We start from the raw sequence: 26558 nt of genomic DNA, 5'->3' as shown, positions 1-26558 counted from the left end.
GCGCTGAAAGCATCTAAGTGCGAAACTAGCCACGAGATGAGACTTCCTTATAGGGTCGTAGGAGATGACTACGTTGATAGGCTATAGGTGTAAAGGTTGAAAGACCAAAGCCGAGTAGTACTAATAGCCCGAAGCTTTCTACAGCGATAGAAACACTGTTGTTTTCTTCTTTGTTACTCTTCTTTCTTCCAGTATTGTCAATTAAATAATGCAGACCCTTAATAGGTTGATATAATGTGTCATTATTTATCAAGATATTCAGGTGCCTATATCGGCGGTGTCTACCTCTTCCCATTCCGAACAGAGAAGTCAAGCCCGCCAGAGCCGATGGTATTGCCGTAACAGGTGGGAGAGTAGGTCGGTGCCTAATTTTAAACAAAGCCCCTTCAGGAAACTGGAGGGGCTTTTTGTTTGTACTAACTTTTCCCCAATCACCAGACAGCAGCAAGCAGTCCCCATGCTGTAACTACAACAGCTATAGCTACACCTTATTTTAAGTAAAGCACGTATTCCTTATATAGCAGACTTAAACCTTCCTAAGCGATACTGCAAATTGTCATCCTGAGCCTGTCGAAGTACAGCATCACAACCTGAATAGCTTTATACAAAAGAAAAATGAGCCGCAAAACATAACTAATTTGCTTTGCTAAGAAGAAGGCCTAGGCATCTGCTGCGTAAAATCGTAGCGTAGAAAATTCCGCAAGAGCAAAACGCTGTCTGAGCGCAGCGAGTTCGTTTTGTTCCGGAATTTGCAAGCGAAGATAGCAGTATATGCCGGCCTTGATTTTTGCTACCCTTTTCATCAAGGAAAAGTGTGAAGCCCTGTTCTGGCTAAGGACACGTTCTATAATTAAGCAAAAGACTTCAATAAAGCGTTGCAAACGCTATTCTCCAGCATCCTCGTTGCAAACGAGGACGATAGATAGTGCAAACAAACGGTGAGAACTAGCGTGCCATAGCAAGTAATCATTCTAATATGTACTTTATCAATCTACTTTCTCATTTAAACCTACAATTATCTAGATTTATCTCAACGCTTTACATCGTTCTAACACGATGCTTCGACAAGCTCAGCATGACAACTTGGAGAGGGCAATAACTTGCAGTTGCCAAGAAAAAGGCCTAGGCATCTGTTGCGTAAATCGTAGTGCCGTAAATTCCGGAAGAAGAAAACGCTGTCTGAGCGGAGCCAGTTCGTTTTGTTCCGGAATTTGCAAGCGAAGATAGCAGTATGTGCCAGCCTTGATTTTTGCCACAATTTCATCAAGGAAAAGGGTGAAGCCTCGTCCTGGCTAAGGACACGCACTATAATTAAGCAAAAGCCTTCAATAAGCGTTACAAACGCTATTCTCCAGCATCCTCGTTTCAAACGAGGACGATACAGAGAAGAAAGAAGTGCAAGATAATCTAATGAAAGTAGGATAAGAACAAGAACGGCTAAGGTTACCCACCTTAGCCGTTCTTTATTATGGATTAAAACCTATTTAGGCATATGTTCACTTAATTTATCCATAGATAAACCTAAACCTCTAGCTACCCCCATGCCAAGGTTGGTGTCCGCACGGAACCAATGACATAGCTGACGCATTACAATTTCATCCTTTTTAGGTCCCTCTATACCCGACATCGCGTCTACGATGTTATTGATAAGATGTTCTTTTTGTTCATCCGATAATAAACGGTATAAGTCACCAGGTTGTGTATAATGATCATCATCATTTTGATTACGGTCATAGTGATCTGCAACCAAACTATCTAATTGGATTGCTGGTTCAGCGTAACTTTTATCGGCCACTAATCCATCAAAACTATTAGGAGAATAATTCGGATTAGCGCCACCATTGCCATCGACACGCATTGCACCATCACGGTGGTAATTGTTTACCATGAAAGGACAGCGGTTTACAGGTATTTGTTCGAAATTAGCCCCTAAGCGGTAACGATGTGCATCAGGGTAAGAAAGTATACGCCCTTGCAACATTTTGTCGGGAGAGAAGCTGATACCATCAACTACATGTGCAGGTGCAAATGCTGCTTGCTCTACTTCTGCAAAATAGTTCTGTGGATTTTGATTCAATTCTAATTCTCCAACTTCTATTAAAGGATAAGTTTTTTGCGACCACACTTTTGTTAAGTCAAATGGATTCCAACGGAATTCCTTCACTTGCTCTTCCGTCATCGTTTGAATAAAGAGTTTCCATTTCGGGAAATCACCGTTATCTATTGAGGTGTATAAATCACGTTGTGCATAGTCCGGGTCTATGCCGCGTAACTCACTAGCTTCTTTACCACCTAGATTTTTAATGCCTTGTTGCGTTCTAAAATGGAATTTCACATAAATACGTTCATCTTGCGCATTAATCATGGAGAATGTATGGCTACCGTAGCCATGCATGTGACGGAAGCCATAAGGCGTACCACGATCAGACATTAATATCGTCACTTGGTGTAAAGATTCAGGGTTTAAAGACCAAAAATCCCACATCATCGTTGGCGACTTACAATTGGTATAAGGATCTCTTTTTTGTGTATGGATAAAGTCAGGAAACTTACGTGGGTCTTTGATAAAGAAAACAGGCGTATTATTACCTACGAGGTCGTAATTTCCATCTTCCGTATAAAACTTCAAAGCAAATCCGCGTGGGTCTCTTTCAGAATCGGCTGATCCTCTTTCGCCACCGACAGTAGAGAAACGGATAAATACCTTGGTTTCCTTACCTATTTTATTTAAAAATTTAGCTTTAGTAAATTTACTGATATCGTGCGTAACGGTAAAGGTACCGTAAGCTCCAGAACCTTTAGCATGTACAATACGTTCAGGAATCCGCTCCCGATTAAATTGCGCTAACTTTTCATGCAGGAAGTAGTCTTGCAGTAATAATTGTCCTCTTGGGCCCGCCGACAGTGAGTCTTCATAATGCGCCACAGGTGCACCCGAAGCCGTTGTAATTTTTTTATTATCTCCCATAACTGTATTTTATTGTTTACTCAAATCTAAGTCTAATAGCTGAAGTTCTTATATCGCTTTGTTCTATGCGCTATTGCCTTTCTCTATAAAGATTGTTCAGCAGCTTCTTTCCTTTATTTTTCTTATATTCAAGCATTAACCATATATAAATAAGCATGAAAAGCCTAAAATTGTTTTTGATAATCTGTGTTTTGCCTCTGTTTTTATTGGGGCAAACACCACCAGCTCCCTATGGTGCTATACCGAGTGAAAGACAGCTCAAATGGCATGAATTGGAGATGTATTGCTTAATTCATTTTACACCAACTACGTTTCAGAATAAAGAATGGGGGTATGGCGATGCCGACCCTAAACTTTTCAATCCACAGAAGTTTGATGCCGGACAGATTGCTGCCGCTGCAGCGTCAGCCGGATTTAAGGGACTTATTTCTGTAGCGAAGCATCACGATGGTTTTTGCTTATGGCCTACGGCTACAACGGATTATAGTATAGCACATAGCCCTTGGAGGGAAGGAAAAGGAGACATGGTAAAGGAATTTATGGAGGCTAGTCATGAACATGGGCTACAGTTCGGCGTTTATTTATACGCATGGGATCGTAATGATATGCGTTATGGAACACCAGCTTATGCGGAAGCCTATCGAGCACAATTGACGGAGCTAATGACGAACTATGGCCCCTTGTTTACCTCTTGGCATGATGGAGCTAATGGGGGAGATGGGTACTACGGTGGTTTAAAAGAGAAGCGAACGATAGATCGCACAACCTACTACGAGTGGTATGAGAAGACTTGGCCAATTGTTAGACGTTATCAGCCCATGGCAATGATTTTTTCGGATGTAGGGCCAGACATGCGTTGGGTAGGTAACGAAAAGGGGATGGCAGCAGAAACGAGCTGGGCAACGTTAACACCAAGGCGTACCGATGGGTTAAAGCCAGTTCCTGGTGTTGTTGATGAAACGAATTTACCAACGGGCGATCGCGATGGCGCTTATTGGATTCCTGCAGAATGTGATGTGCCTCATCGAAAAGGTTGGTTCTTCCATCCTGAAGAAGACCTGCAAGTGAAAACTCCCAATCAACTTTTTGATATTTATTTAAAGTCTGTAGGTCGAGGAGCTAACCTCAACTTAGGCTTGGCACCAATGCCAGATGGATATCTGCATCCAAATGATGTACAATCGCTAAAAGCATTTGGCCGTAAGGTGGATGAAACGTTTAAGGTAAACCTCGCTAAAGGAGCTAAGATGGAAGCTTCTAATGTGCGTGGGGAATCTGTAACTTATGCTGCTGAACAGGTATTAGATGATGATCGGTCAACGTATTATGCAGCAGATGATGATGTGTTGAATACGATATTAACCGTTCGGTTGCCACAGCCGACCTCCTTCGACTTAATCCGCTTGCGCGAATATATTCCGTTGGGACAACGGTTAGATTCTGTTACGATAGAAATATGGAAGAATGGTGAATGGCAGTTTTTGGCAAAAGCGACGAGTATTGGTGCTAACCGATTAATCAGATTAGATGCGTTGGTAACGGCTGATGCACTACGTATTCACCTTTATGCACCAGTTGCCCCTACCTTAAGTGATTTTGGTTTATTTCGCATATTTGAAGAGGACTTCGCTTTTGCGATTCAGGGCCCTATTTTTAAACCCTTATTATTATCTAAAGATTACTTGTTACAAACGGAGGGTGCTGAAGCAGCTGTTGATGGTGATTTAACTAGTTTCGCTCATTTGGTGAGTAAAAAGAAAGGGCTTGATTTTAAGCTCCATAAACCTATCTCTGCTATTGGTTATTTGCCTCGTCAAGATGGCCATTTGGATGGAACGGTGCTTAAATATAGCTTGTATAATAGTGCTGATGGTAAGGTGTGGACACTTTTTCAAGAAGGTGAGTTTTCTAACATCCAAGCAAATCCAATTCAGCAGTATATTCGTTTTGGTGAATCTAAAGCATTCAACTATCTGAGGTTTGTTCCGAAAGAGACTATTTCAGATGGATTTACCGTTGCCGAGTTTAGTTTTTTTGAGTAAGAATCACTAGTGAGCTATTTTTTTGTGTAACTTAAAGGGAAAACCTTATTATAATCCATATGTTGAAAAGCCTCTCCAAATCTTATTGGTTTGTGCTTTCTATGTTATTCATCATTTGCTATTCCTGTAAAGAAGATACTACTCCACTAGATGATCGTCAAGAAAGCTATACTGTAGCGGTTCGCTTCGCTGCCTTTGAAACCATTGTTAATCTATTAGGTAAGCCCCCTGTATCGACTCTTTTGTCAAATGTTGGCACTTACGAGCCTACGGCGAATGGACAAATACCTTACCTATATTATTGGTCTTTTAATGGGAGCTCCATAACGCCCGACATATGGCTGGACGGCGCAGCCTCTATTCGCTATAATGACGAATTAGAGCCGCGTAATTTTGACGCTGCAGGTTGGGCATCTAATGGTTATCCTGCTGGAAAGGCAATGGCTATAACCGGGGGTGAGCAAATTATTTTTCAGCTTCCGCTTGTTGGGGGGCAAAAAGTAGCGTCCTTTGGCTTTGATATCAGTTCTTCAGGAACGGGACCGAATAGTTTTACCCTATCTTATTCACAAAATGTGGATAACTACAGATTTCTTGTGGAAGAAAATCAGTTTGCCAATATTACGGGGAGTTATCCTAAGAATAGTTTTCTTTATTACCTCGATACGATAGCTTTAGATTATCGGCTTCCTCTTTTTATCAAATTGGTAGCAAAGGCTGGTGACCGTGGAAATGGTAGTGCTTATAATCCGAAAACGGGAGTCATACGGATGGATAACATTTTCTTAAAAGGTCTAAAAAGTGACAGTAGTTCAAATAAAGTACGGCAGTTGAGTTACCATATTTTTGATGCACAGCGAAAGAGCCTTATAGTAACTGGACAAGCTCCTTTTGCAGAAAATACTGTTCCTACATTATTTGTAGAGTTGCCTCCTGGCGATTATAAAGGAGCTTTTGTGTCTAATGATTCAGAAGCAGAATTGTTGATGCCTAATCAAGCAACTATGGAACAATTTTATATTGGAAACTTGTTCTCAAACCGACGGGCAAAGGTATATGGTCTCGAGTTAGACTTTACGGTACGTAAAGATTTGGAATTTGATCTATTGCTACGTCGGTATTATAGTCAAGTAAAATTTGAATTCACAGATAATCGTGACCTCTCTGCCGTCAAGCGTATTGTTGTCAAGCAGGCTCATTCCCCCTTTTACTATGCTCCATTTGGGAAGATGACGGTAAATCCTATTGTGGACCAAACGGAGATAACTTATGCGGTTGATTTTGATAGAGAAAGTAAGGAATTAGTATTTAACCAATTTATGGGAAACTTAGCGGTTGCTAGTCAAATAGCCTATACGTTGGATGTGTATAATCAAGCCGACAAACTGTTGCGCACTTTTACGGTATCAGGTAATATCAAGAACAATGTCCGTTTGGTTTTTCGGGGAGAGCTGTTGAGTGGAATAGATGCGAGTAATAACTTTATAGTACGTTATCAAGAAGATTGGGATGGCGATGATACCATTGATTTCTAAAAAAAGAGGCTTTCCTATGTAGGAAAGCCTCTTTATGATAATAGGCCTGCGCCTTATACTAGTTTTTCTAATAAGTTTGTTAAGCTTACACGATCACCGATGATATTTTTTAAAGCGGAGATTTCAACACGTTCTTGCTCCATGCTGTCGCGGTGACGGATGGTAACTGTGTTGTCTTCTAATGTTTGGTGATCTACCGTAATACAGTATGGCGTACCGATAGCATCTTGACGACGGTAACGTTTACCAATAGCATCTTTCTCGTCATACTGAACGTTGAAATCTAGTTTTAAGCGTTGCATGATTTCGCGTGCTTTTTCTGGAAGTCCGTCTTTTTTAGTTAACGGCAATACTGCAGCTTTAACAGGAGCAATCGCTGGGTGGAATTTTAATACCACACGTGAATCCTGTTTTTCCTCTGTTGAAAGGTCTTCGAAAGTTAATGCATTTGCAAAAATCGTTAAGAACAAACGGTCTAAACCAACAGATGTTTCCACAACGAAAGGAATGTAGTTTTGATTGATCTCTGGATCAAAATACTGCATTTTTTTCTTCGAGTACTCTTGGTGTTGTTTTAAGTCGAAGTCTGTGCGCGAGTGGATACCTTCTACCTCTTTGAATCCGAATGGAAAATCATACTCAATATCTACTGCTGCATTAGCATAGTGAGCCAATTTAACGTGATCATGGTAACGGTATTTCGCTGGGTCAGCACCTAATGCTAAGTGCCATTTTAAGCGTGATTCTTTCCATTTTTGGTACCATTCTAATTCAGAACCTGGACGAACGAAAAATTGTAATTCCATTTGTTCAAATTCACGCATACGAATGATGAACTGACGTGCAATAACCTCATTACGGAACGCTTTACCAATTTGTGCGATACCGAACGGAATTTTCATACGTCCTGTTTTTTGAACATTCAGGAAGTTCACGAAAATACCTTGAGCCGTCTCTGGACGTAAGTATACTTGCTCTGCAGCATCAGCTGCAGCTCCCATCTGTGTAGAGAACATCAAGTTGAACTGACGTACATCTGTCCAGTTTTTTGTGCCCGAGATAGGACAAACAATATTTTGCTCCTCAATGATAGCTTTCAAGCGTGGTAAATCGTCAGCGCTTAACGCTTCATCTAAATCTTTTTGCAGCTGTGCTGCTTTATCTGTTTTACCGTCTTTTTCATAACGATCAATTTTATCTTCAATTAATTGATCGGCACGGTAACGTTTTTTAGAATCTTTATTATCAATCATTGGATCGCTAAACCCATCGACGTGTCCAGAAGCTTTCCAGATTGTCGGGTGCATGAAGATTGCAGAATCGATACCTACAATGTTATCATTTAGTTGCACCATGGATTTCCACCAGTAAGATTTTAAGTTGTTCTTCAACTCAACCCCTAATTGACCGTAGTCATAAACGGCACTAAGACCGTCATAAATTTCACTCGAAGGGAATACAAATCCGTATTCCTTGGCATGCGATATTATGCTTTTAAAAAAATCGTCTGTTTGCTTGCTCATAAGGGCAAATATAATAGATTCGGCTGACTTATTAAGCTAATAAGTCCCGAATTTGTTGTGATGCATTCTTGTTATCTACTTTTTTGATTATGTGCTGGATAAGTCCCTTTTCATCAATGATAAAAGTGGTGCGTGCCGTTCCCATATACTTTTTTCCATACATGTTTTTTTCTACCCAAACGCCGTAGTCGTTGACGATCTTTTGATCTTCATCTGCTAGTAGACTGAAAGGCAGTTCATGCTTACTAATAAACTTTTGGTGCGACTGCTCACTGTCGATGCTGACACCAAGCACTTCGAATCCATCTTTTAGTAGCGACTGATAGTTATCACGGAAATTGCAGGCTTCCGTTGTACATCCCGGAGTGTTGTCTTTCGGGTAGAAGTATAGAATAACTTTCTTTCCTAAAAAGTCGGAAAGCTGAACCGGCTGTCCGTTTTGATTATTTGCGCTTATCGCCGGAGCTTTGTCGCCAATTTCTAATGTTGCCATAATTGCTATTATTAAAAACTATAATTTATTTGCTAAAGGTGGTTTCATAGACCTTTTCGTTGTCTTTCCAATCTTTGACCACCAGTTTAAAGGTGTGTGTGCCCTTCGCTAAAGAAGGGTCAAAACGATGCCAGATATGTCTATTCTTGGAATCATACTCCATTAATACCCATTGATCATCGATATAAGCATCAAAAGATTGAATGCCTGAGAGATTATCGGCTATCGTGAAGTCTATACGATTTTGGTTGGCCAAGTTCTTACCCGGTGTCAAGTTGCGTGGCGTTATTGTCGGAGCAATAGTATCGACAACAATATAAAAAGTACCAAAATTACGGGTATTAACTGTTACCCATCCATTTTCAAATTTACCACCTTCAGCACCTTGTTCTGTAGAAGCAATTAAAGCTTTGCTTTGCAAATGTGCAGGTAGATTTGTTGGCTTAATACTTAAGGTGTAGGTACTAAACAACGCCGTAAAGGTGTTGTGTACACGATGACTTAAGGAATAGGCCTGTGCGGGTTGAGGAGCTGTGCTGTATTGGAAATCTACATCATCGTACAACACGCCAACTGGAATATTGATTTTTAGGGCATCTTGCTCAAATTTATTCTCTTTGTTATAGGCGAAAAGCTGTCCACTACGTTTTGGGGCTGTTGTTACTGGCGTAGGGTTATTTTGAATCTTGAAATCTAACTCACTACAATTTCCTGCTACATCTTTAACTACATATTTGACGTCGTATACCTTGTTTTCTAATAGGCTAATAACACCTCTATTCGTTAAGGTCTTAAAGAGAAATATGCCATTCCCAGGATCTTTAAAGCTCTTCTGCATTTTCGCTTTTGTACGCTTAAAATGCGGATAGTCTATGTAAGAGTGGATAGCTCTTCCATAGTTGAAATCCAACTCTTCAAAAAGAGCCGTAGAAATAGGATTGCCATCTACAAAAAGCTCGATGGAGTAAACTCCGTTTTGGAACCCTCCCTCGCGGTGTCTATCAACGGTATTAATCCCGAATCCGAATTTCCCTTGTACTTGAATCGGAGTAGCTATCTGTAGTCCGTATCTTCCGGTTCCTATATTTTTTACAGCTAGCGGTTTGCGGGAGGTGTTTTCATCAAATAACTCATCATTTAAATCATAGAGCATAATCCCATTTATTGTCGGATTGTAGTTGTCCTTAAACTGAAGGCCAAATAGCTGCGGATTTAAAGGGTGTTGACTCTTCGTATCGCGAATTTCGAAATGTAGGTGTGGACCAGCGGATCCACCAGTATTTCCGGCATCGCCAATATATTGTCCTTTACTAAGTTTTACCTGGTTGGGCTGTAGGGTAATATCCACATCAAAGCGTTTCAGCTTATACTGCTCGGCACGTATAATACGCGTTAATTCATCATTGAATCCGTCCATATGTAGATATACTGTTGTAAATCCATTCGGGTGATCAATGTATACGGAGTTTCCACCACCACCAATCTGCACGCGTACACGTGATACAAATCCTTCAGCCGCCGCTTGTAGCGGAAGGCCTACCCGTTGTTGTGTACGGTAATCGTCACCAGCATGAAAGTGCGTGCTACGTAATTCACCGAAGGTGCCTGAAGCATCCATCGGAATGTTTAAAGGGTTTCTGAAATAGCCTTGAGGATAATCTCGCGTGGTGATAATCGATTGACGCTGTGCTTGAACAAGCATAATCGATAAGGAACAAGAAGCTATAAATGCAATATACTTTTTCATCCTTATTTGATTTGGCAGCTAAACATTGCTTGGTCTTCAATAAATCCTTCTAGTTTATCGCCTATCACAATAGGACCAACACCTGCTGGCGTTCCTGTGAAAATAAGATCACCTTTACGTAAGGTAATATATTGGGAAACATATACGATTAGTGATTCGATATCGAAAATCATGTCCTTTGTATTCCCGACTTGAACGGAAGTTCCGTTTTTGTTTAGACTAAAATTCAGGTTGTTTAAATCTTGAAATTGATCTAGTGGAAGTAGGTTGCTCACTACGGCTGAATGGTCGAATGCTTTTGCTAGTTCCCAAGGAAGGCCCTTGCTTTTTAGTTCGCTTTGTACATCGCGCGCAGTGAAGTCAATGCCTAAGCCTATGGAATCATAGTATTTGTGTGCAAATTTCTTGCTTACATGTTTACCTTCATTGCAAATGCGGATGATTACTTCTACTTCGTAATGAACATCTTTCGAAAATTCTGGGTAGTAAAAATCCTTATTATCTTTTAGTACAGCGGTATCTGGTTTCAAAAAGATTACCGGCTTTTCGGGAACAGGATTGTTGAGTTCTTTGGCGTGATCTATATAGTTTCTACCTACTGCAATAATTTTCATGTGCTTAATATGTGCTAAATGTACTAAGACCGCAAATCAGATTGCAGTCCTCTTTAAACAAACTTAATCATTCCGAAAGCTTATTCCAAAGGATTGGCACCCTTTGGTAGCTTCTATGTTGTTTATTCTATTCTTTAACAGTAGGATAGGATGTTTGGTTTTCTATAGCAACTGTACATGAATAGGCTAGTCTACAGGGATTCATTTTTTATTTTTTTTAGTTAGTTTAATAAGTTTATGTACTGGTGTTAGGGGCGTTAGTGTTTAATTATATTGGTTTACATGTTTATTAAGACTGATTACTTCCTCCTTATTAAAATTAATCTAAGAGAACTTAAATTTTATCTTTAGAAAGTTTGGTAATCTTTAATTAATAAAATGTTTGCTAAATCGTATTAAATTAGTTTATATTAGTGTTATTATAAACTTGAAACAACCAAATACAGAGTCAACAGCCTAAAACGTTGCCTGTCTATCCTGCTGAAACTAATTAAACTTTGATAAACGAAACAATTATGTGGAATGCTAACAAATTAAATTTCATGAAGGGGAGGTATTGGATTATTCCTCTTTCTCTACTTGCGACAAGTTACGGTAACGCCCACGCAAACGTGCTTAAATTTGACAGTGAACTTTCAAGTATGCGCTTGAAGCAAACGTCTGTGACCGGGCAAGTTACTGATGGAGCAACTGGTGCACCTATTCCAGGTGTTACAATCAGCGTTAAAGGGACTACGAGTGCTGTTCAAACTGACGAATCTGGACGCTTTACTATAGCTGCGAATACAGGACAAACTTTAGTCGCTGCTTCTGTTGGGTATGTCAGTCAGGAATTAACAGTAAGGGGCAGCTCCCTCAATTTTTCATTGATATCAAGTGAACAGCGTATTGAAGAAATCGTTGCTGTAGGTTATGGTACGATGCGTAAGTCGGATGTTACGGGGTCTATCGCCATTGTTAAGGGCGATCAGATGATTAAGACGCAGAGTTTTTCGGCCTTAGAAAATTTAAGAGGTAAGGCTGCTGGGGTGAACATTTTTTCTAATTCTAGTCAGCCAGGAGCTTACTCGAGTAAGGTTGTTATTCGCGGTAATGCCACGATTAATGCTTCTTCAAGTCCGCTCTATATTGTTGATGGGGTAGCGATGGAGAATTTCCAGTTGATGAACCCAAATGACATTGAGAGTATTGAGGTTTTAAAAGACGCCTCTTCTGCGGCTATCTATGGAGCTCGTGGTGCCAATGGTGTTATTTTAGTAACCACAAAGCGTGGTGTTAAAGGAGCTGGGCCAACGGTTAGTTATCAAGGATCTGTTGGGGTTAGTTCTCCACAGCGGTTCATGAAGCTCCTTTCTGCACAGCAATGGGTGGATGCTTTTATGATTGGTTTGGATAATGAAAATAAATACCAAAATAAAAATTGGTCTTTAAATAAAACGGATTGGTTTAATGATGCTACTTACTTTGATGCAAGTGGGAATCCAATTTACAATACAGATTGGCAAAAAGAAGCTACCGGAAATGCGCTTTCACATAACCATCAATTGAATATTCAGCAAGGTGATGAGAAGTCTTCTATCGGCGCTTTCTTAAATTTTACGGATCAGCAGGGGATTGTAAACAATACGTTTAGTAAACGTGTAAATGGTAAGCTAGCTTATGATGCCAAACCCAAAACATGGCTTTCTACGGGCGTTAACTTAATGGTTAACCATACTTGGGCTAACTATACGCCAGAAGATGGCGGTGGGCAAGATGCGCGACGTACAATGATTGAGATGTTGCCTTGGTTGCCTGTTAGGGATGCTTTGGGGAATTTTACCAATTCTACTTCTTCTAAAATTGGCGATGTATTAGGCTTTGAAGGAATGTCTAATCCGGTGTCGATTCTTGATTTACAAACACGTAAGAAGTACAATACGCAAATCTTTGGTAATGCGGCGTTGACTTTCCATTTGGCCGATGGCTTAGATTTGAAAACACAAATGGGTGTTGATTATCAGAAAAAAGACTATAAAGGCTATTCATCCATTTTATTGAATAATATTTCTAGACCCAATGGTTGGGCCGAAATACAACATGAGAATATCATGTATTGGCAAGAAGAAACCTATTTGACCTATAACAAGACCATTGATAAGCATCGATTCAATGGGATGGCGGGTATGTCTTGGCAAGGACGTACGTATGACTATGATGGTTCACGTACAGAGGGCTTTGATGATGATTTCTTGCAATGGAATAACTTAGGTGCGGGTACAACGCCAGCCCCACCTGCTTCTTCATTTAATAAGTGGACGATGAACTCTTATTTTATGCGCTTAGCATATACGTTTGATGATCGTTATTCAGCGACCCTTACTGGACGTTATGATGGGTCTTCGAAGTTTGGTAAAAATAATAAATATGCCTTTTTCCCTTCGGCAGGTTTAGCCTGGAATGTCTCTAATGAAGACTTTTTAAAGGACAATTCGGTAATCAGCAATTTAAAGGTACATACCAGTTATGGTAGAACAGGTAATTCAGAGATCGATCCTTATTTATCACTGGCGAATGTTACATCAGGCACCATTTTGTTAAATAACAATCGAGATCCTTTTTCATTTATAAACACCATGGCAAACCCAGATCTGAAATGGGAGACGTCTAGCCAATTTGACTTTGGGGTGGACTTCGGTTTATTTAATAATCGGTTGAACGTTGATGTTTCTGTTTACAACAAAAAGACAATTGATTTATTGATGGAATCTCCGTTGCCATATTCAACAGGTTATCGTTCCGTGTTTAAGAATGTCGGGTCAATGCAAAACCGTGGTATTGAGATTTTAGTTAATGCTTTCCCGGTGCGTAATGATGTCTTTACCTGGAATACCACCTTGAATATGAGTTATAATCAGAACAAGGTTTTAAAGTTAGGAGATAAGAATGAGGATGTGCAACGCTTGGGTTGGGTTGGTGGAGCCAATCAAATCTTGCGTGTAGGGGAGAATGCAAATAGTTTCTTTGGCTACAAACGTGACGGAGTTTATACCATTGAGGATTTTGAAGCTGGAAATGCGAGAAAGGAACAAGTTGGCCGTCCAAAACGTTCTACAGATAAATATATCTTAGGAAAAGGAACACCAGATTGGGCGGGTAGTTTTATCAATACCTTTAACTATAAAAACCTGGATTTAACGTTAGATCTTCAGTTTGTTTACGGAGTAGAAACAATGCAGCAGTTTTATCACTCGACCTATGATCGTTTTGGAATTACAAACGGTTTAGTAGAGATCTTGACGGATGCGTATAATGGTTCTAATCCAAATACCAATCAGCAGGCGATATACTTAACAAACACGGGACATGCCGGGCAGGATACCAATGTGGATTCATCATGGATTGTGAACGGTTCATATTTACGTTTCAATTTGATTCAGTTGGGGTATACTTTTACACCAGAGATGTTGAAATCGATGAGGTTGGGAGGTCTACGCATATTTGCTTCGGCGAATAATCCGTGGTTAATTACGTCAAAAGATTTTAAAGGCTATGATCCAGAAAGTACTTCACAGGTGGCGGATAATTTTGGACAGAATATTACTTTTTTCTCTTATCCAAGAGCGAAGACCTTCACGTTGGGGGTAAATGTTAAATTTTAGAACCTTGAATCATGAAATACAATAAAAATATAGTATATGCGCTTTTCGTCACAGGGCTATTTGCGCTTTCTTCGTGTACAAAATTCTTAGAAGAAGATGTACGATCGGGTAAAACTCTTGAAACGTATTTTAAAACGGAAGCACAGGCTTTGGCTCAGGTCAATTCGCTATATAGACGGGGGGCTCCTACGAATTACTCCTCTGCTGGAAGCGCCTATATTGGGCCTTCTGCATCTGTGAATAGTATGTTGACGGGTTATTTTACCAATAGCTATGAAGGGCAAGAGTTGGTGTGTCTGTATGCGCGGCAGCTGACGCGGCAGCAGAATGTAAGTATCGTCTCCAACTCCATGAATGGTATTTGGGAAAGTGCTTATAAGTCAATTGATATTGCGAATGGCGGTATTAAGTATATTCCTAGCATTGCTATGAATGATGACCGTCGAAAAGTGTTATTGGCGGAAGCTAAGTATTTTAGAGCGGCTAATTATTTTTATTTGGTGAAGATGTTTGGTGCCGTTCCATTGACGTTAGCGCCTTATGAAAATTTAGAAAATCTATATCTTCCGCGTACTGAGGCCTCAAAAATTTATGAAATTATTGAAGCCGATTTGCAAGAAGCTGTAGCAAATTTGCCGGCTAAGACTTTTGCAACCAATGGACATCGTATAACAAAATATGTAGCGGCGATGACGTTGGCAAATGTGTATTTACAACAAGGTAAAAATAATGAAGCTGCTGCTACAGCACAAATTGTGGTTAATTCATCACATAATTTAACCCAAAATCAAGATTTGGCAGCCAACTCCGCGTATAATCAACTGCGGAAGACGGATGATTTAGGAGAGGTTATATATGCACAAGAATATAATGGGACGATTACGAATAGTGCTTGGTGGCCTACATATGCTTTTAATGCCTCGGCGACGTCTGTATTTTCTACTTACTCTATTTTTGAGCGTGTGTTTGGTCCTACGGATCAATTCTTAAATGTATATGCCGCAGATGACTTACGTATTAAACCTAATCAGTTTTTCCATTGGCAGTATACAAATCCGGCTGATACTACAAAAAAATGGAGCTCTACGGTTGCTGGCGTTTGGTATTTCTACGATGAGGATGCTTTGCTGACGACAGGTAGGGGAACCAAGGATTGGAATTTCTATCGCTATCCAGAGGCCTTACTTATTGCGGCTGAAGGGATTGTTAGTGGCACTGGTGCTGTTACAGCCGAAGCAGTGGGGTATTTAGCACTGTTGAAAGCGAGAACAAGCACCACAGGTAAGACGGTCGCAGACTTTACCAGTGAATTGCAGGCTTTGTCAAAAGATAAGTTTATCGAAGAAGTTTGGAACGAAAGACTACGTGAGTTTCCTTTAGAGTTTAAAATGTGGGATGATATTACACGGACGAAAAAATTCCCAGTCATCTCTACAACGACGAAAGGAAGCGTAAGTTGGGTGAACCTGATCGGAGCTAAGAATGGTTTTGGCGCAACATTCAAAGAGAGTGATCTATTATGGCCTATTTCTATTGAAGAAATGCAGCGTAATCCTAGTTTAACGCAAAACGACGGTTATAAATAGAATGATTTATTTAATAAGAAAAAGCGGCTATCTTGAAAGAGATAGCCGCTTTTACGTTCTTGAAAAGGACTGTTTTAGTCTGCAGAGACCAGCTCTTTCTTTGCTAGGCGGGTATTGTCTTTATTTTTTTTGCCTTTAGGCTTCTTTTTCCGCTTACCCCACCAGATGTAGAATCCTGTTATCGGTAATGAGGCGCAAATAAGACTGGCTGTGAAATATAGTATTTTTGTGGTCATGCCTCCGATAAATCCAGTATGTAATCCGTAGTTGGAGCGTGATATCCATTCGGCAGCCTTAGCATCTTTCAATGCTTTTTGAGATGTCGGAAGGAGGGTAATGCTATTACGATCAAAATAGAGGTCACGCCAGCTACCGCCATGCATATCCGTACATGCGTATACCGTTTCTTCATCTTCCTCGGGGAGGTGAACAATAACGGCTTCTTTGTTTTTAAGGGCTACCTCTTTACGGACGAAATGCCAAATGCTATCGGCAACAATTAATGCATTCGTTGGAGGAATGTTATTGGTTGAATCGACAAGGGCTTTTTCTATTTTTACACGAGGCGGATAGCCTCCAGCTAAGGCTATTACCTGTTTGCGCACAAAAGGGAAGGCCATGATTAAACCTGTGAAGGCAATCAGCAAGGCTAACGTTAGGGAGTAAAACCCCAAGACGTTGTGTAGATCATAATTTATACGTTTTAACTTCGCTTTCCAATTAATCGTTAGCGCTTGCTTCGCATGTCGTTTATTCCATTTCTTTGGCCACCATAAAATAATCCCCGATAGGGTGATAAAGAAAAATATAGCCGTAGCCCAACCAACAACCTGGCGCCCAATTTTTCGGGGTAGCCAAAGTTGACGATGGCCTTCATCCATCTCGTGAAAAAAATCTTCATGATCTACGATTGCTAAAATATCGGCGGTATAGGGATTAACATAGATAAGACTATCGCTATGATCAATAGATATTTTGACTGACTTATCTAGCCCATAATACCAGAAGCTAGAGACCTCTAACTCAGGATATGTGGCTTTTACACTCTTGTAGAGTATACTCGGCGGTAATTGTTTTTCCGATTCTTGAGGTTCTACCGAGTAGTAATTGTACAGCAAATCTTTGATGTCATGTTCAAAAACCAATGCACATCCGGTGACGGATAAGATGACGACGATGATTCCGGATACTAATCCCAACCAAAGGTGTAACCAAGCATTGATCTTGAGTAATATTTTTTTCATTCGTTTATTGTTTATAATTCGTTGGTCTAAGGGTATTTTAGGAAGCTATAGATACCTGTTTTAAGCATTTAGCTGTCTGTGGTAAAGTAAAAGAGAAGCTTCTCCACGGTCTACCCATGGAGAAGCTTCGTATTAAATAGGAAGTCCTACTAATTTAATTTGTAGATAACAGGGGTATCTTCGTCGGCGCCATCAATTTTAGCTCCTTTTGTTAACTTGTTTGTTGCGGAGTCATATTCCCAAATGTATACACCGTCAGCCTTTGTATCGTTTACAGCGATGTATGCTTTTCCTTGGTGAACAACTGCGGATCTAGAGTTACCCAATAGCGGGAATTCAAGTTTGTGTACCACTTTTTGTGTGTTTACATCTACAACAATGTACTGCCACATCGAAGCATACCACCAGTCGTGTAAATTATTTAACATTAGTGTTTGTATCGTGTGCATTAATAAATAAAGCTTTACCGTTGCCAAGGTCTGTAACACCTAGTTGGTTGTCGCCAGCAAGCTGCGCACTTGTATTGAAGAAGTAGCCTGGATCAATTTTGTATTCACCATCTTTGATACGGAAGAATCCTGTAGGCATATTAGGTTTGTTACCACCTAGTACTGGCATGGTATGGGTTAAGATATAGGTATATCCTTTGTCTTTAAATTGGCTAAAGTATCCATTTCTTAAAGCACCTATTGGTGCCGAACGGTCATCTTCGCTAGTCACTTTAAAGTTATTAAATCCAGGGTAATCCATTACCGCGGTGTATGATTTGTCGTAATGAACTTTAGTCTCCTCATTGTAAAGTCCGTAGCCTATGACGATTTTATTACCTTGTGGAATCACGGAGAAGGTACGGCGGGCATGTTTCTCAGGAATGCCTGTGCGATCAAACTCACCACTTTTTGTAACCGCCATGTTGTTTACGTCAATTACCGCATAGAAGTTGCTCGAACGTGGACCAACCATAAGTTCTGTTTCACTCAACCAAACATGCCACCCTATATATAGAGATGGTAATTGGGTGAAGGGAATTTCACGGATTGTTTTGAGCGTACCATTTTCAAAACGGTACTTTCCAAATTTTGACGCTGTAGGATCTATATGGTAGAAATCTCGTCCCTTTTGGATAACATTTTCCTCCCACGTGAATATTTGTGAAACATTGGTGCCTTTTCCTACAGGCGATATTTTACCAACCATAAGGTTTTCGACAGGTAAAAGATAACGTCCATTTTCAGTACCTACGATGATGGCAAATTCTGGATCTATCACTTTTTCAGGACCATCTGGACCTTTATTGTCGCTACATGACATGATGGTTGCCGTTGTTGCCATAGCAAGTAAAATGGCGTAGAATCGTTTCTTTAGAGGGTTTTGCTTGTTCATTATGCTATTTTTAAATCGTATTATGAATATTTATGTTGTATCGGAATTTTAAAGAGAAGGAACGTCCTGGCTTTTGCAGCTTAGCGTTGTCATAGGCTATTCGATCGGTAAGGTTTTTACTTTCCAAGGTAATGTTGTAACGTCCCTTTTTCAGGGAGTATGTAAGTCCTACGTTTTGAATCCATTGTGTAGGTATATAATAGTTGGTGGATTTGTCACCTAGTTTTGACCAAGTCATGGAGTATTCATTGACAAATTGCATGTACCAATTGAATTCTAATCGTGTGTCTTTACCAAGAACGTCGTTTTTGCCGATGATAAAATCTGTATTACCATACAGCCATGGCTTGTCAGGTAATCTGTTGTTGTAGGTGATTTTAGCACGATTGGTGCCACGTACAAATTGCTCTCTGTCGACTGCGCTTTCATAACTTAGGTTAACGGTGAAGCGTAAAAAATCAGCATAGCTATAGGTAGATTCGAAATCAGCACCCTGAACTTTTATCCCTCCATAGTTATAATATGTTCTGAAAGAAGCTGAACCACTGCCGTTGTCTACTGGAGGTGTGCTATGGATATAATCTTTAACATCTCGGTAAAAGGCACCAGCCGTAATATTTAATTGTTGTTTTTCATCGAGTCTTCTACTGAAGAAAACACCTAAGTTATAGTTGTTGCTATTTTCTGGAACTAGTTTTTCATTGGGGCCGATATTGGTTCCATCACCATAAAGTTCGACAAGTCCAGGTAGGCGATAGGCATTCTCGTAAGAACCTTTAACCCCCAAGTTTTCGGTGATGAAATAGCTAGAGGCAATACCATAGCCTGTATAATTTTTGTTTTGCGTACTCTCTATACCTGCTTTGTCGAGCACTTTACCACTAAGCATGTAGTGTTTCGCAAAAAGCTGATTACGCCATTTCTTGTTGAAGAAATCATGCATGTAGTTTAGACCTAACACCTGTTTGTTTACACGGTTTGATTGATCACGTGTATGATTATAAGGGTCAATCTCGTTATAGCTTTTTCGGAAATTGCTATTGAAATTATGAGTTAAGTTGACGGACTGTTGATCATTAATCAAATAGTTCAATGTGGTTTGAACGGTATTATTATAGCCGCTGTAATGTTGAATAGATTTTGTTGTGGAGCGTTCTCCTCCCGCGGGGTAGTAACTACGTTTGTCTGGAAGACCATTCCAACGGTAGGTAGAGTAGGAGCTGGTATCGGTTACGACGGATTTATCTTGTGCAAGGTTGGCAAATACTGACGCCGAAAGGCCTTCAATGAATATATTATCTTTTCTATAACGTAGACTTGGCGCTAAGCTATTTGATTTTTCATTTAGGTGACCAAATACTTTGTCCTGTGTTGCCCCTGTTTGTATTTCCTTATTAATGTTTGTGTAGGTTAAGCCTAACACGAATACATCGGCCCATTTCTTCTTGGAGATTCCGACTTCTACTTGCGACATAGCTGAGCGATAAGCATCGTGAAAACGACGGGCCGAAGCTAAGGTGTCAAATCCGCTGTAGGTAGCGTTAGGGACCTCTAGATAAACTTTTGCCGACGGGTTTGTTTTCATTAAATAGTCGTTGTCGGAGTAGTTGTAATACGCATTAGCATTAATATGTATTCCTGTTTTAGGTTCTGTATAGCTGCCGCTTATAGCGCTACGGTGCGTATTAAATGAGCCGATGCTATAGCTAACATCCAATGCCTTTTTACGATCGCGGTTGGTAATAATATTGATGGCACCTCCCAAAGCATCACTTGTCAGATGAGCCGGAACAACGCCTTTATAGACCTCAATACGCTCTACAATATTGATAGGAATATTATTGAAGGACATGCCGCTTCCGAAGGCTTCAATAGGGACTCCGTCAATAAAGAATTTTACTTGATTGCCTGATAGTCCATTTAAAGACAGACTATAATTGGAACCAAGACCTCCCTGTTCACGGATTTTTATGCCAGTGCTTCTATTTAATATTTGATTTACATCCGCATTGATATTGGCATATTGCTTTGCCTCAATAATGTTGACACTAAATCCGGATTCTTGTATTTTTTTAGCGATACTTTTCCCCTCGACACGAACACTATTAATCTGTTTAGTATCTTCTTGGAGAATGATAGTCAATGGTCCGTTTGTTTGCGGGAGCGTTATTGTTTGGCTTTTTGATAGGTAGCCGAGGCTACTTATCAAAACTTCATAAGACCCTTTTGCCAATTTGGAGAATTTGAATAATCCATTGTCGTCGGTTGCGGTTTCAGTTGTCGTACCATGAAGTTTGATTTTTGCACCCTGCAATGGAGTGTTTGTCGCTGTTTTAACGGAGCCTGTTAATGTATAATTAGTTTGTCCATATACGATTACACAGTTTACCATGAAGGCCATTAGCATTGCCCACCCTAGTTTACGCATTTTTATTTAGATTAATTATATATAAGAGGGTTGCGCAACTCCGGCTTTCCCGAAGGTGGAAACAGGAAAAAAAATATATATTTTTTGAAAACAGGGATTTCAGTAAGAAAAAGGGCTTTTCTTACGTGTTTAGCTAATTGTATTTTTTGAGGAAAACTAGTTTAAGCGATTGTCTAGACGAAGGATAAAGCTTGTCTTGTTTGGGATAGTGATTCCCTTTTGAACTTTTTCAGTTTGTTTGTTATAAATCCAAACAGCATGTTGGTCTTGTGCATCATCAATACCAATATAGACGTTATCTCCTTTTACCCATACATTTTCTTTTCGCGTTCCTTTGTCTAGAGGAACGTCGAGCTTTTTGAAAGCTCCCGTTTTGAGGTTGATTCGGTAATATTCAAATTGATAGGTCGAGTGATGTGTTGCATAGGTGGTATATAGGTCTTTACGCTCACTGCGAATCAGGACTTCTTGTTGGCCTAGATACCACATGCCATAGGCATGGTTATCAATTTGTTTGGAAATATTAATCATGTACTTCGCGTCAATCGTGTTATTATCTTTTGTTTTACGAAAGATAGCGGTTGGCTTTTGTTCGTTATTTCCTAGAGCGATACCTGGGCATGCCATAAAGTAGAAATCTCCTTTTTCATCGGTGAAACTATACGATTGAACGAAATTAAGACCACCAGGGTAGGTCGATCTGTTATCTTTTTCTTGATGAAGGATCTGTAATGAAGGCCAATCCAACGTCATGAAAAGCATAGTATCCGCTGTGGTATAATCATCCATTTCTAAATATTGGCTATACGAATAACCAATCCAAAGTTTATTTTCATACAGATTTACTACCCCAATATTGAGTATGTTGAAGGCATCCTTTGCTGGCGGTATTGGCAGTTGCTTTTTGGCAATAAGCTTAAAATTTTTGGTGTCCAAGACGAATATATTTCCTCGATCTTGATGCATCCCCTCTATGGTAGAGATTAGGAGGGTATCTGATTCATTCAGCCATGTTGCATTTTCGAGGTAATTATTGTCAAGATAGATAGAGTCTAAAGGAACTAATCCCTTTTCATTCAATCCGAATTTTCGAAAGTAATTGTTTTTAAAATTTAGTTGATAATAAAAGCCATCGCGTACGAGAAATTCACGATTAAAACTAAGCGACCGAGAAACGGATAGCTCTATGGTTTTTGGCGTTACACTGTCTAAATTATTACTCAACAAAAAGGCTTGTGAATTATCTTTTTCAAGTAAGAAAAGTGAGAATTCATGGTTTAAGAGCGTAGCTTTTTCTTGTTTACAAGCCGAGAAGAAAAGGACCAACAGGAAGAAGAGGAAGATATTTTTCGAATGCATCGTTAATCTAGGAAATTTGAAACTGTTTCCGTATCTGTTTTTGCACAATGACAGGAAGGAAGGTGAAATCATCTTTTTTAACGATGATTATTTGATTGGTTTCTTTGCTCTCCGCTACGTAATAGGTTTCTCCCGCTTTGAATAACAGATTTGCTTGTTGACCATGTTTTAGCACTAAGTCTTCCGTTGGTGTGAAAAGTATTTCACCACTTAAGGTTAAGCTCCCTGATTGCATATCGATATCCGCCTGGCTATTTTTTCCTAGAATAAGCGTGAATGGGCGTGTTACCTTTTCAATACTGCTGTAGTGCACTGCACTATTTTCAGAATTCTTATAAAGTATTGTAAGCAAGGTACACCCACCAAGTAGGAATAAAATTGATGCAGCGACATGACGTATGTATCTGAAATTTATCCGCGGTTTATGTTGTTCCTCCGTTTCGATAAAACCTTCTAAATTGTTCCATATAGCCCTACCATGCTCATTAGGAATATCCTCCGAACTGTCCTCTATAGCTAGTTCGTTCCAGTCGTCATTATCCAACCAATCACGCACGAGTTTACGCTCTTGCTCAGTACACTGGCCAAGATCATATTTCTCGAGTAATTCTTTATTAATTTGTGTCATGGTATGGATAAGGAGTTGACGGCTAAGTCAAAAATACGAAAATTAAATAATCTTTTATCGGGCTTTATTCGCGTTTGTTGAAGTAGGTTCGGAATATCATTAATGCCTTACTGATATGATACTCAACAGCTCGCTCGGTAATGAAAAGATTTTGTGCAATTTCCTTATTGGTAAGTCCCTGCTCTCTGCTCATCTTAAATACATTTTTGCATTGTTTGGGCAATGTATCAATGATGTTGTTGATGCGGACTTTCAATTCATTAAAATTTACTTGACTGTCCTCATAGCTGTTTGAACTTTGTTTGAGGATGACGTCATGATGGCGGTCGCGTGTTGCTTTATTGCGGATATATTCCAGACTTTTTAGTTTTACAGAGCGCAGTAAATAACGCTCGGCATCAAGTAAACTCAAACTTTTACGTCGCTCCCAGAGTGATTTAAAAATTTCCTGTACAATCTCTTGTGCATCATGTTCGTCGTCTGTTGTTTTTAACGCGTAGGCATACATACGTTTCCAATACGTTTGAAATAGAGTTTCAAATGTACTATGGTCAATTTCGGAAAGGCTTGTCTGTATATCGTTTTCCAACACGTTGGTAAATATCGTTATTTATTTAGAATGATTATAAATAATATTGATTTATTTTTTGACAATATGATTTTCTGTTGTCAGTTGTTCTGCCAAGTGAGGTGTTAACTGATAAAGATTAGGATTTTTCCTATTTATAGGTGGAATTGCTACCAATAGATTTTGTTTCTTGAGAAACCGTATGTTGTTATATACACTTGCATAGCAGTAATTTTTTTGATCCTGATTGAGCAATAGAAAAATTTGATCCCCTGAAAGTTCTTCAGGGGTCGCATATATAAGATTGACAATTGCTTTTTGTATTGGTTTTAGTTCTCCAAAGTTAGGCTGCATAGGCGCTAGTTTTGTTGTTGTATTAAATAATGAGTTTTAGTTTCCAAAACGGTAGTGGAAGGATAGTAATACCTTTCTATTGTCTGGGAAATTTTGACTCTCTATGTATAAGTTGTTGAATGTGCTGCTGAAGCTTGGTTTTGCATTTCGAATTAAGCCATTTGCTGCAAGTTTAATCATGGCGCGTTCGCTTAATAGTTTTTTCTCTAGGGCGATGTCTAATCCATAAGCTTCTGCAGTTTTGCGTACTCCGTTTACAACGGGAGACTTATAGTAACCTAAAGCTTCAATGCGCCAATCTTTGGCTAGTGTTAGCGTATGTCTGCTATTTGCTGTCCAGCTGGATCCTTTCGTATCAAGTTCTATATCGTTTACTGTTCCTGTATATCTGTTGTGAAAACCATTGATGTAATGACTCCCTGTCCAGAAAGGAGTGAAACTATTATTGTACATAATACTAGCACTATAATTTTTATGCTTACCAATATTTTCTGGTCTGCTGAATGTTTGATTTGGAAGGTTTCCTGTTCCCGTTATCCAGGTTCTAACATCTCGACTATGGCTGAGACCTAAAGTTGTAAAAAGCTTGTTCTTGAAGCTATGGCCTAGCTCTAGGATATTGCTTCTTTCAGGCTTTAAATCTGGATTTCCTTCGTAATAGGTAAAGGCATCTTCATAAACACGGAAGGTATTTACGTCATGATCGTTTGGACGTTCAATACGGGAGCTAAAGGAACCTCTTAAAGCATGCTGCTCCGTGAGATTGTAGCTTACAAAGGCCGTGGGGAAGAAGTGTAGGTAGTTATTTTCTTTTGTCGCGGCATTTGTTTTCTGATTAGCCTTGGTATAGGTATACTCTGAGCGAAGGCCTAGTTTATATTCAAAACGTTGAATCTTGCTCGCAAATGTTAGGTAAGCGGCTTCTACATGTTGTGTATATTGAAAATTGTTGGAGCTAGTTTCGTCTTTAATACAATTATTATTTTTAAGCGTATCGTTACTACGTTGGTTGTCGATGTAAAAATGAGACCCTTTCCAACCAATTTCATAAAGACTGTGTTCGCCAATCGGTCGGCTATAATCTAATCGTGCACTATAGGTGGTGTTGCTCAAATCTTGTATGTTGTGGCGTGCTGATGTAGGGCGAGTCGTCGTCGTTTCTAGGTAATCGGTATAAAATGCATTATCATACTTATTGGTATGCGGAGCATAATCTACATTTAGCTTAAGGTAGTGGTTATCGCTGTTATATTTTTTCGTATAATTTACATTAAACGTAAGGTTGTTATACCCTTCATCAAAGTTGTTTCTCGTAGCTGCTCTTTCAAGAAGCTGGTTTTGACCGTTTAGAAAGTCTATATCAATATCCGCATAGGAAATAAATTTCCCTTTAACCCAATTGAAACTAGCCTCTAGTGTTTTTGTGGTATCGAAGTCTACAGTTATTCCCGAATGTATGCTATGATAACGGCCAGGACTTAAGCGTATTTTTTCTGTTTGTGTCTGTTTGCTAACTAGCTGTCCCTGTTCATTGGTCCAGCTACGGCTGAGGCGGCTGTGTGCTTTTTCTTCTTCATAGCCTGTAGATACATTGGTAAAAAAGTTGATGCGGTCTGTCTTATAGTGCAGTCCGCCGCCGGCGCTACCTTGTTTTTTTCGGGTGTGTGAACCGCGGACAAAAAGGTCACCACCAAAACCACTACGTTTATTTTTCTTCGTGATGATGTTAATAATTCCTGCGGTACCCGCAGCATCCTCTTTGGAGGAAGGAGAGGAGATAAGTTCCATTTTAGCCACATCACGAGCTTGTAAACCGCGCAGCATATTGGCTAACTGTGTTCCCGAGATATAAACATCACGCCCGTTAATCTTTATATTGGCACCTGTTCTCCCTTGGATGGAGAAATTCCCTTTACCATCAGATACGATGCCGGGTGTTTTTTCTAATAGTTCGAGTACGCTATTACCCTCCGCGAGAACCGTTTCTTCCACTTGAACCACCATCTTATCCACAAATTGTTGGATAGCGGGCGGCTTACCATACATATGCACGGTTTCTATAGCTATTGAAGCTGTTTTTAGGATAATAGGGGTTGCGGTAATTCGATCGCCCGCACTTGTTGCATAGCTTCTCGTCCATTGTGTTTCATAGCCTACGGCTGATATACGAAGGACAAAGCTTCCATGTGTATTGTTTTGAAAGTCATACTGTCCACTTTCGTTTGTGCTGGTTTGCATAAACAGAGATGAGTCGGGTAAACTTAGCAGGCTTACACTTGCTTTTTCAAAGGGTTTCCCCTGATCGTTGAGTACTTTTCCGCTGATTGAAAATTGAGCAAAGAGAGGAGATGAAGTGCAGATAAAATAGAGTAAGGTGAGTAGCAATAAGCCTTTGTAACGCATGTTTTGTTTCTTTTGATGATTTATCGCTCAACTACTTTTTAG

18 protein-coding genes and 2 rRNA genes are annotated in these 26558 nt (G+C 39.8%); 6 read left to right on the top strand and 14 right to left on the bottom strand.

Translation table 11 applies throughout. The annotated features are described in order from the left end of the window. Both WH223_RS02975 and rrf read left to right on the top strand, forming a co-directional pair. A 23S ribosomal RNA gene (locus WH223_RS02975) occupies nt 1-144 on the top strand; the annotation flags it as partial. A 114-nt stretch (nt 145-258) separates the two neighbouring features. After that, nucleotides 259-370, top strand: a 5S ribosomal RNA gene (rrf, locus tag WH223_RS02970). Nucleotides 371-1480: 1110 nt separating this feature from the next. On the opposite strand, the gene WH223_RS02965 is transcribed toward rrf, so the two are convergent. Continuing rightward, nucleotides 1481-2968, bottom strand: coding sequence for a catalase (locus WH223_RS02965; RefSeq protein WP_340046038.1), 1488 nt, complete (start codon nt 2966-2968; stop codon nt 1481-1483). Nucleotides 2969-3123: 155 nt separating this feature from the next. Here WH223_RS02965 and WH223_RS02960 point away from each other — a divergent pair, with 155 nt between their 5' ends. Next, a complete protein-coding gene (locus WH223_RS02960) occupies nt 3124-5010 on the top strand; it encodes an alpha-L-fucosidase (protein ID WP_340046037.1) in 1887 nt (628 codons plus the stop codon). Nucleotides 5011-5069: 59 nt separating this feature from the next. Further along, entirely contained in the window at nt 5070-6545 is a 1476-nt protein-coding gene (locus tag WH223_RS02955; protein WP_340046036.1) for a hypothetical protein, read from the top strand. Nucleotides 6546-6598: 53 nt separating this feature from the next. Here the strand turns inward: WH223_RS02955 and WH223_RS02950 are convergent, their stop codons facing one another. Genes WH223_RS02950 through WH223_RS02935 form a run of 4 tightly spaced genes read right to left on the bottom strand, consistent with a single transcriptional unit; the run spans nt 6599 to nt 10922 of the window. After that, nucleotides 6599-8068, bottom strand: a complete 1470-nt coding sequence (locus tag WH223_RS02950; RefSeq protein WP_340046035.1) for a glycine--tRNA ligase — start codon at nt 8066-8068, stop codon at nt 6599-6601. A 31-nt stretch (nt 8069-8099) separates the two neighbouring features. Continuing rightward, nucleotides 8100-8561 (bottom strand): thioredoxin-dependent thiol peroxidase, encoded by a 462-nt coding sequence (bcp, locus tag WH223_RS02945; RefSeq protein ID WP_340046034.1) that lies wholly within the window; start codon nt 8559-8561, stop codon nt 8100-8102. A gap of 25 nt (nt 8562-8586) precedes the next feature. After that, nucleotides 8587-10308: a M23 family metallopeptidase gene (locus WH223_RS02940; RefSeq protein ID WP_340046033.1), complete on the bottom strand. Its 1722-nt coding sequence runs from the start codon at nt 10306-10308 to the stop codon at nt 8587-8589. Nucleotides 10309-10310: 2 nt separating this feature from the next. Next, nucleotides 10311-10922 carry a fumarylacetoacetate hydrolase family protein gene (locus WH223_RS02935; RefSeq protein ID WP_340046032.1) on the bottom strand — a complete coding sequence of 204 codons (612 nt, stop codon included), beginning with the start codon at nt 10920-10922 and terminating at the stop codon, nt 10311-10313. Nucleotides 10923-11437: 515 nt separating this feature from the next. Between WH223_RS02935 and WH223_RS02930 the strand changes: the two genes are divergently transcribed. Both WH223_RS02930 and WH223_RS02925 read left to right on the top strand, forming a co-directional pair. Then, nucleotides 11438-14563, top strand: coding sequence for a SusC/RagA family TonB-linked outer membrane protein (locus WH223_RS02930; RefSeq protein WP_340046031.1), 3126 nt, complete (start codon nt 11438-11440; stop codon nt 14561-14563). Nucleotides 14564-14574: 11 nt separating this feature from the next. Next, complete coding sequence (locus tag WH223_RS02925; RefSeq protein WP_340046030.1) at nt 14575-16149, top strand: RagB/SusD family nutrient uptake outer membrane protein; 1575 nt, start codon at nt 14575-14577, stop codon at nt 16147-16149. A 74-nt stretch (nt 16150-16223) separates the two neighbouring features. Here WH223_RS02925 and WH223_RS02920 read toward each other — a convergent pair whose 3' ends face one another. From WH223_RS02920 to WH223_RS02880, 9 genes are all read right to left on the bottom strand, one after another. After that, nucleotides 16224-17393, bottom strand: a complete 1170-nt coding sequence (locus tag WH223_RS02920) for a PepSY-associated TM helix domain-containing protein (RefSeq protein WP_340046029.1) — start codon at nt 17391-17393, stop codon at nt 16224-16226. 149 nt (nt 17394-17542) lie between these two features. Next, nucleotides 17543-17821, bottom strand: coding sequence for a hypothetical protein (locus tag WH223_RS02915; protein WP_340046028.1), 279 nt, complete (start codon nt 17819-17821; stop codon nt 17543-17545). Next, nucleotides 17811-18776 carry a hypothetical protein gene (locus tag WH223_RS02910; RefSeq protein ID WP_340046027.1) on the bottom strand — a complete coding sequence of 322 codons (966 nt, stop codon included), beginning with the start codon at nt 18774-18776 and terminating at the stop codon, nt 17811-17813. The genes WH223_RS02915 and WH223_RS02910 overlap by 11 nt, the downstream gene beginning before the upstream one ends. Before the next feature lie 10 nt (nt 18777-18786). Further along, nucleotides 18787-21204, bottom strand: a complete 2418-nt coding sequence (locus tag WH223_RS02905; protein ID WP_340046026.1) for a TonB-dependent receptor — start codon at nt 21202-21204, stop codon at nt 18787-18789. A gap of 156 nt (nt 21205-21360) precedes the next feature. Beyond that, nucleotides 21361-22563, bottom strand: coding sequence for a hypothetical protein (locus WH223_RS02900; RefSeq protein ID WP_340046025.1), 1203 nt, complete (start codon nt 22561-22563; stop codon nt 21361-21363). Nucleotides 22564-22570: 7 nt separating this feature from the next. Continuing rightward, entirely contained in the window at nt 22571-23191 is a 621-nt protein-coding gene (locus WH223_RS02895; protein ID WP_340046024.1) for a hypothetical protein, read from the bottom strand. Nucleotides 23192-23255: 64 nt separating this feature from the next. Next, nucleotides 23256-23780, bottom strand: a complete 525-nt coding sequence (locus WH223_RS02890; RefSeq protein ID WP_340046023.1) for an RNA polymerase sigma-70 factor — start codon at nt 23778-23780, stop codon at nt 23256-23258. 51 nt (nt 23781-23831) lie between these two features. Then, complete coding sequence (locus WH223_RS02885) at nt 23832-24113, bottom strand: hypothetical protein (protein WP_340046022.1); 282 nt, start codon at nt 24111-24113, stop codon at nt 23832-23834. Between the two features lie 36 nt (nt 24114-24149). Continuing rightward, nucleotides 24150-26516, bottom strand: coding sequence for an outer membrane beta-barrel family protein (locus WH223_RS02880; protein ID WP_340046021.1), 2367 nt, complete (start codon nt 26514-26516; stop codon nt 24150-24152). Nucleotides 26517-26558: the final 42 nt, after the last annotated feature.

The organism is Sphingobacterium sp. MYb382 (assembly GCF_037572665.1).
Lineage (GTDB): Bacteria > Bacteroidota > Bacteroidia > Sphingobacteriales > Sphingobacteriaceae > Sphingobacterium.
The sequence above is the reverse complement of the archived record's forward strand: the minus strand, read 5'-3'. Positions and strand labels throughout refer to the sequence as shown.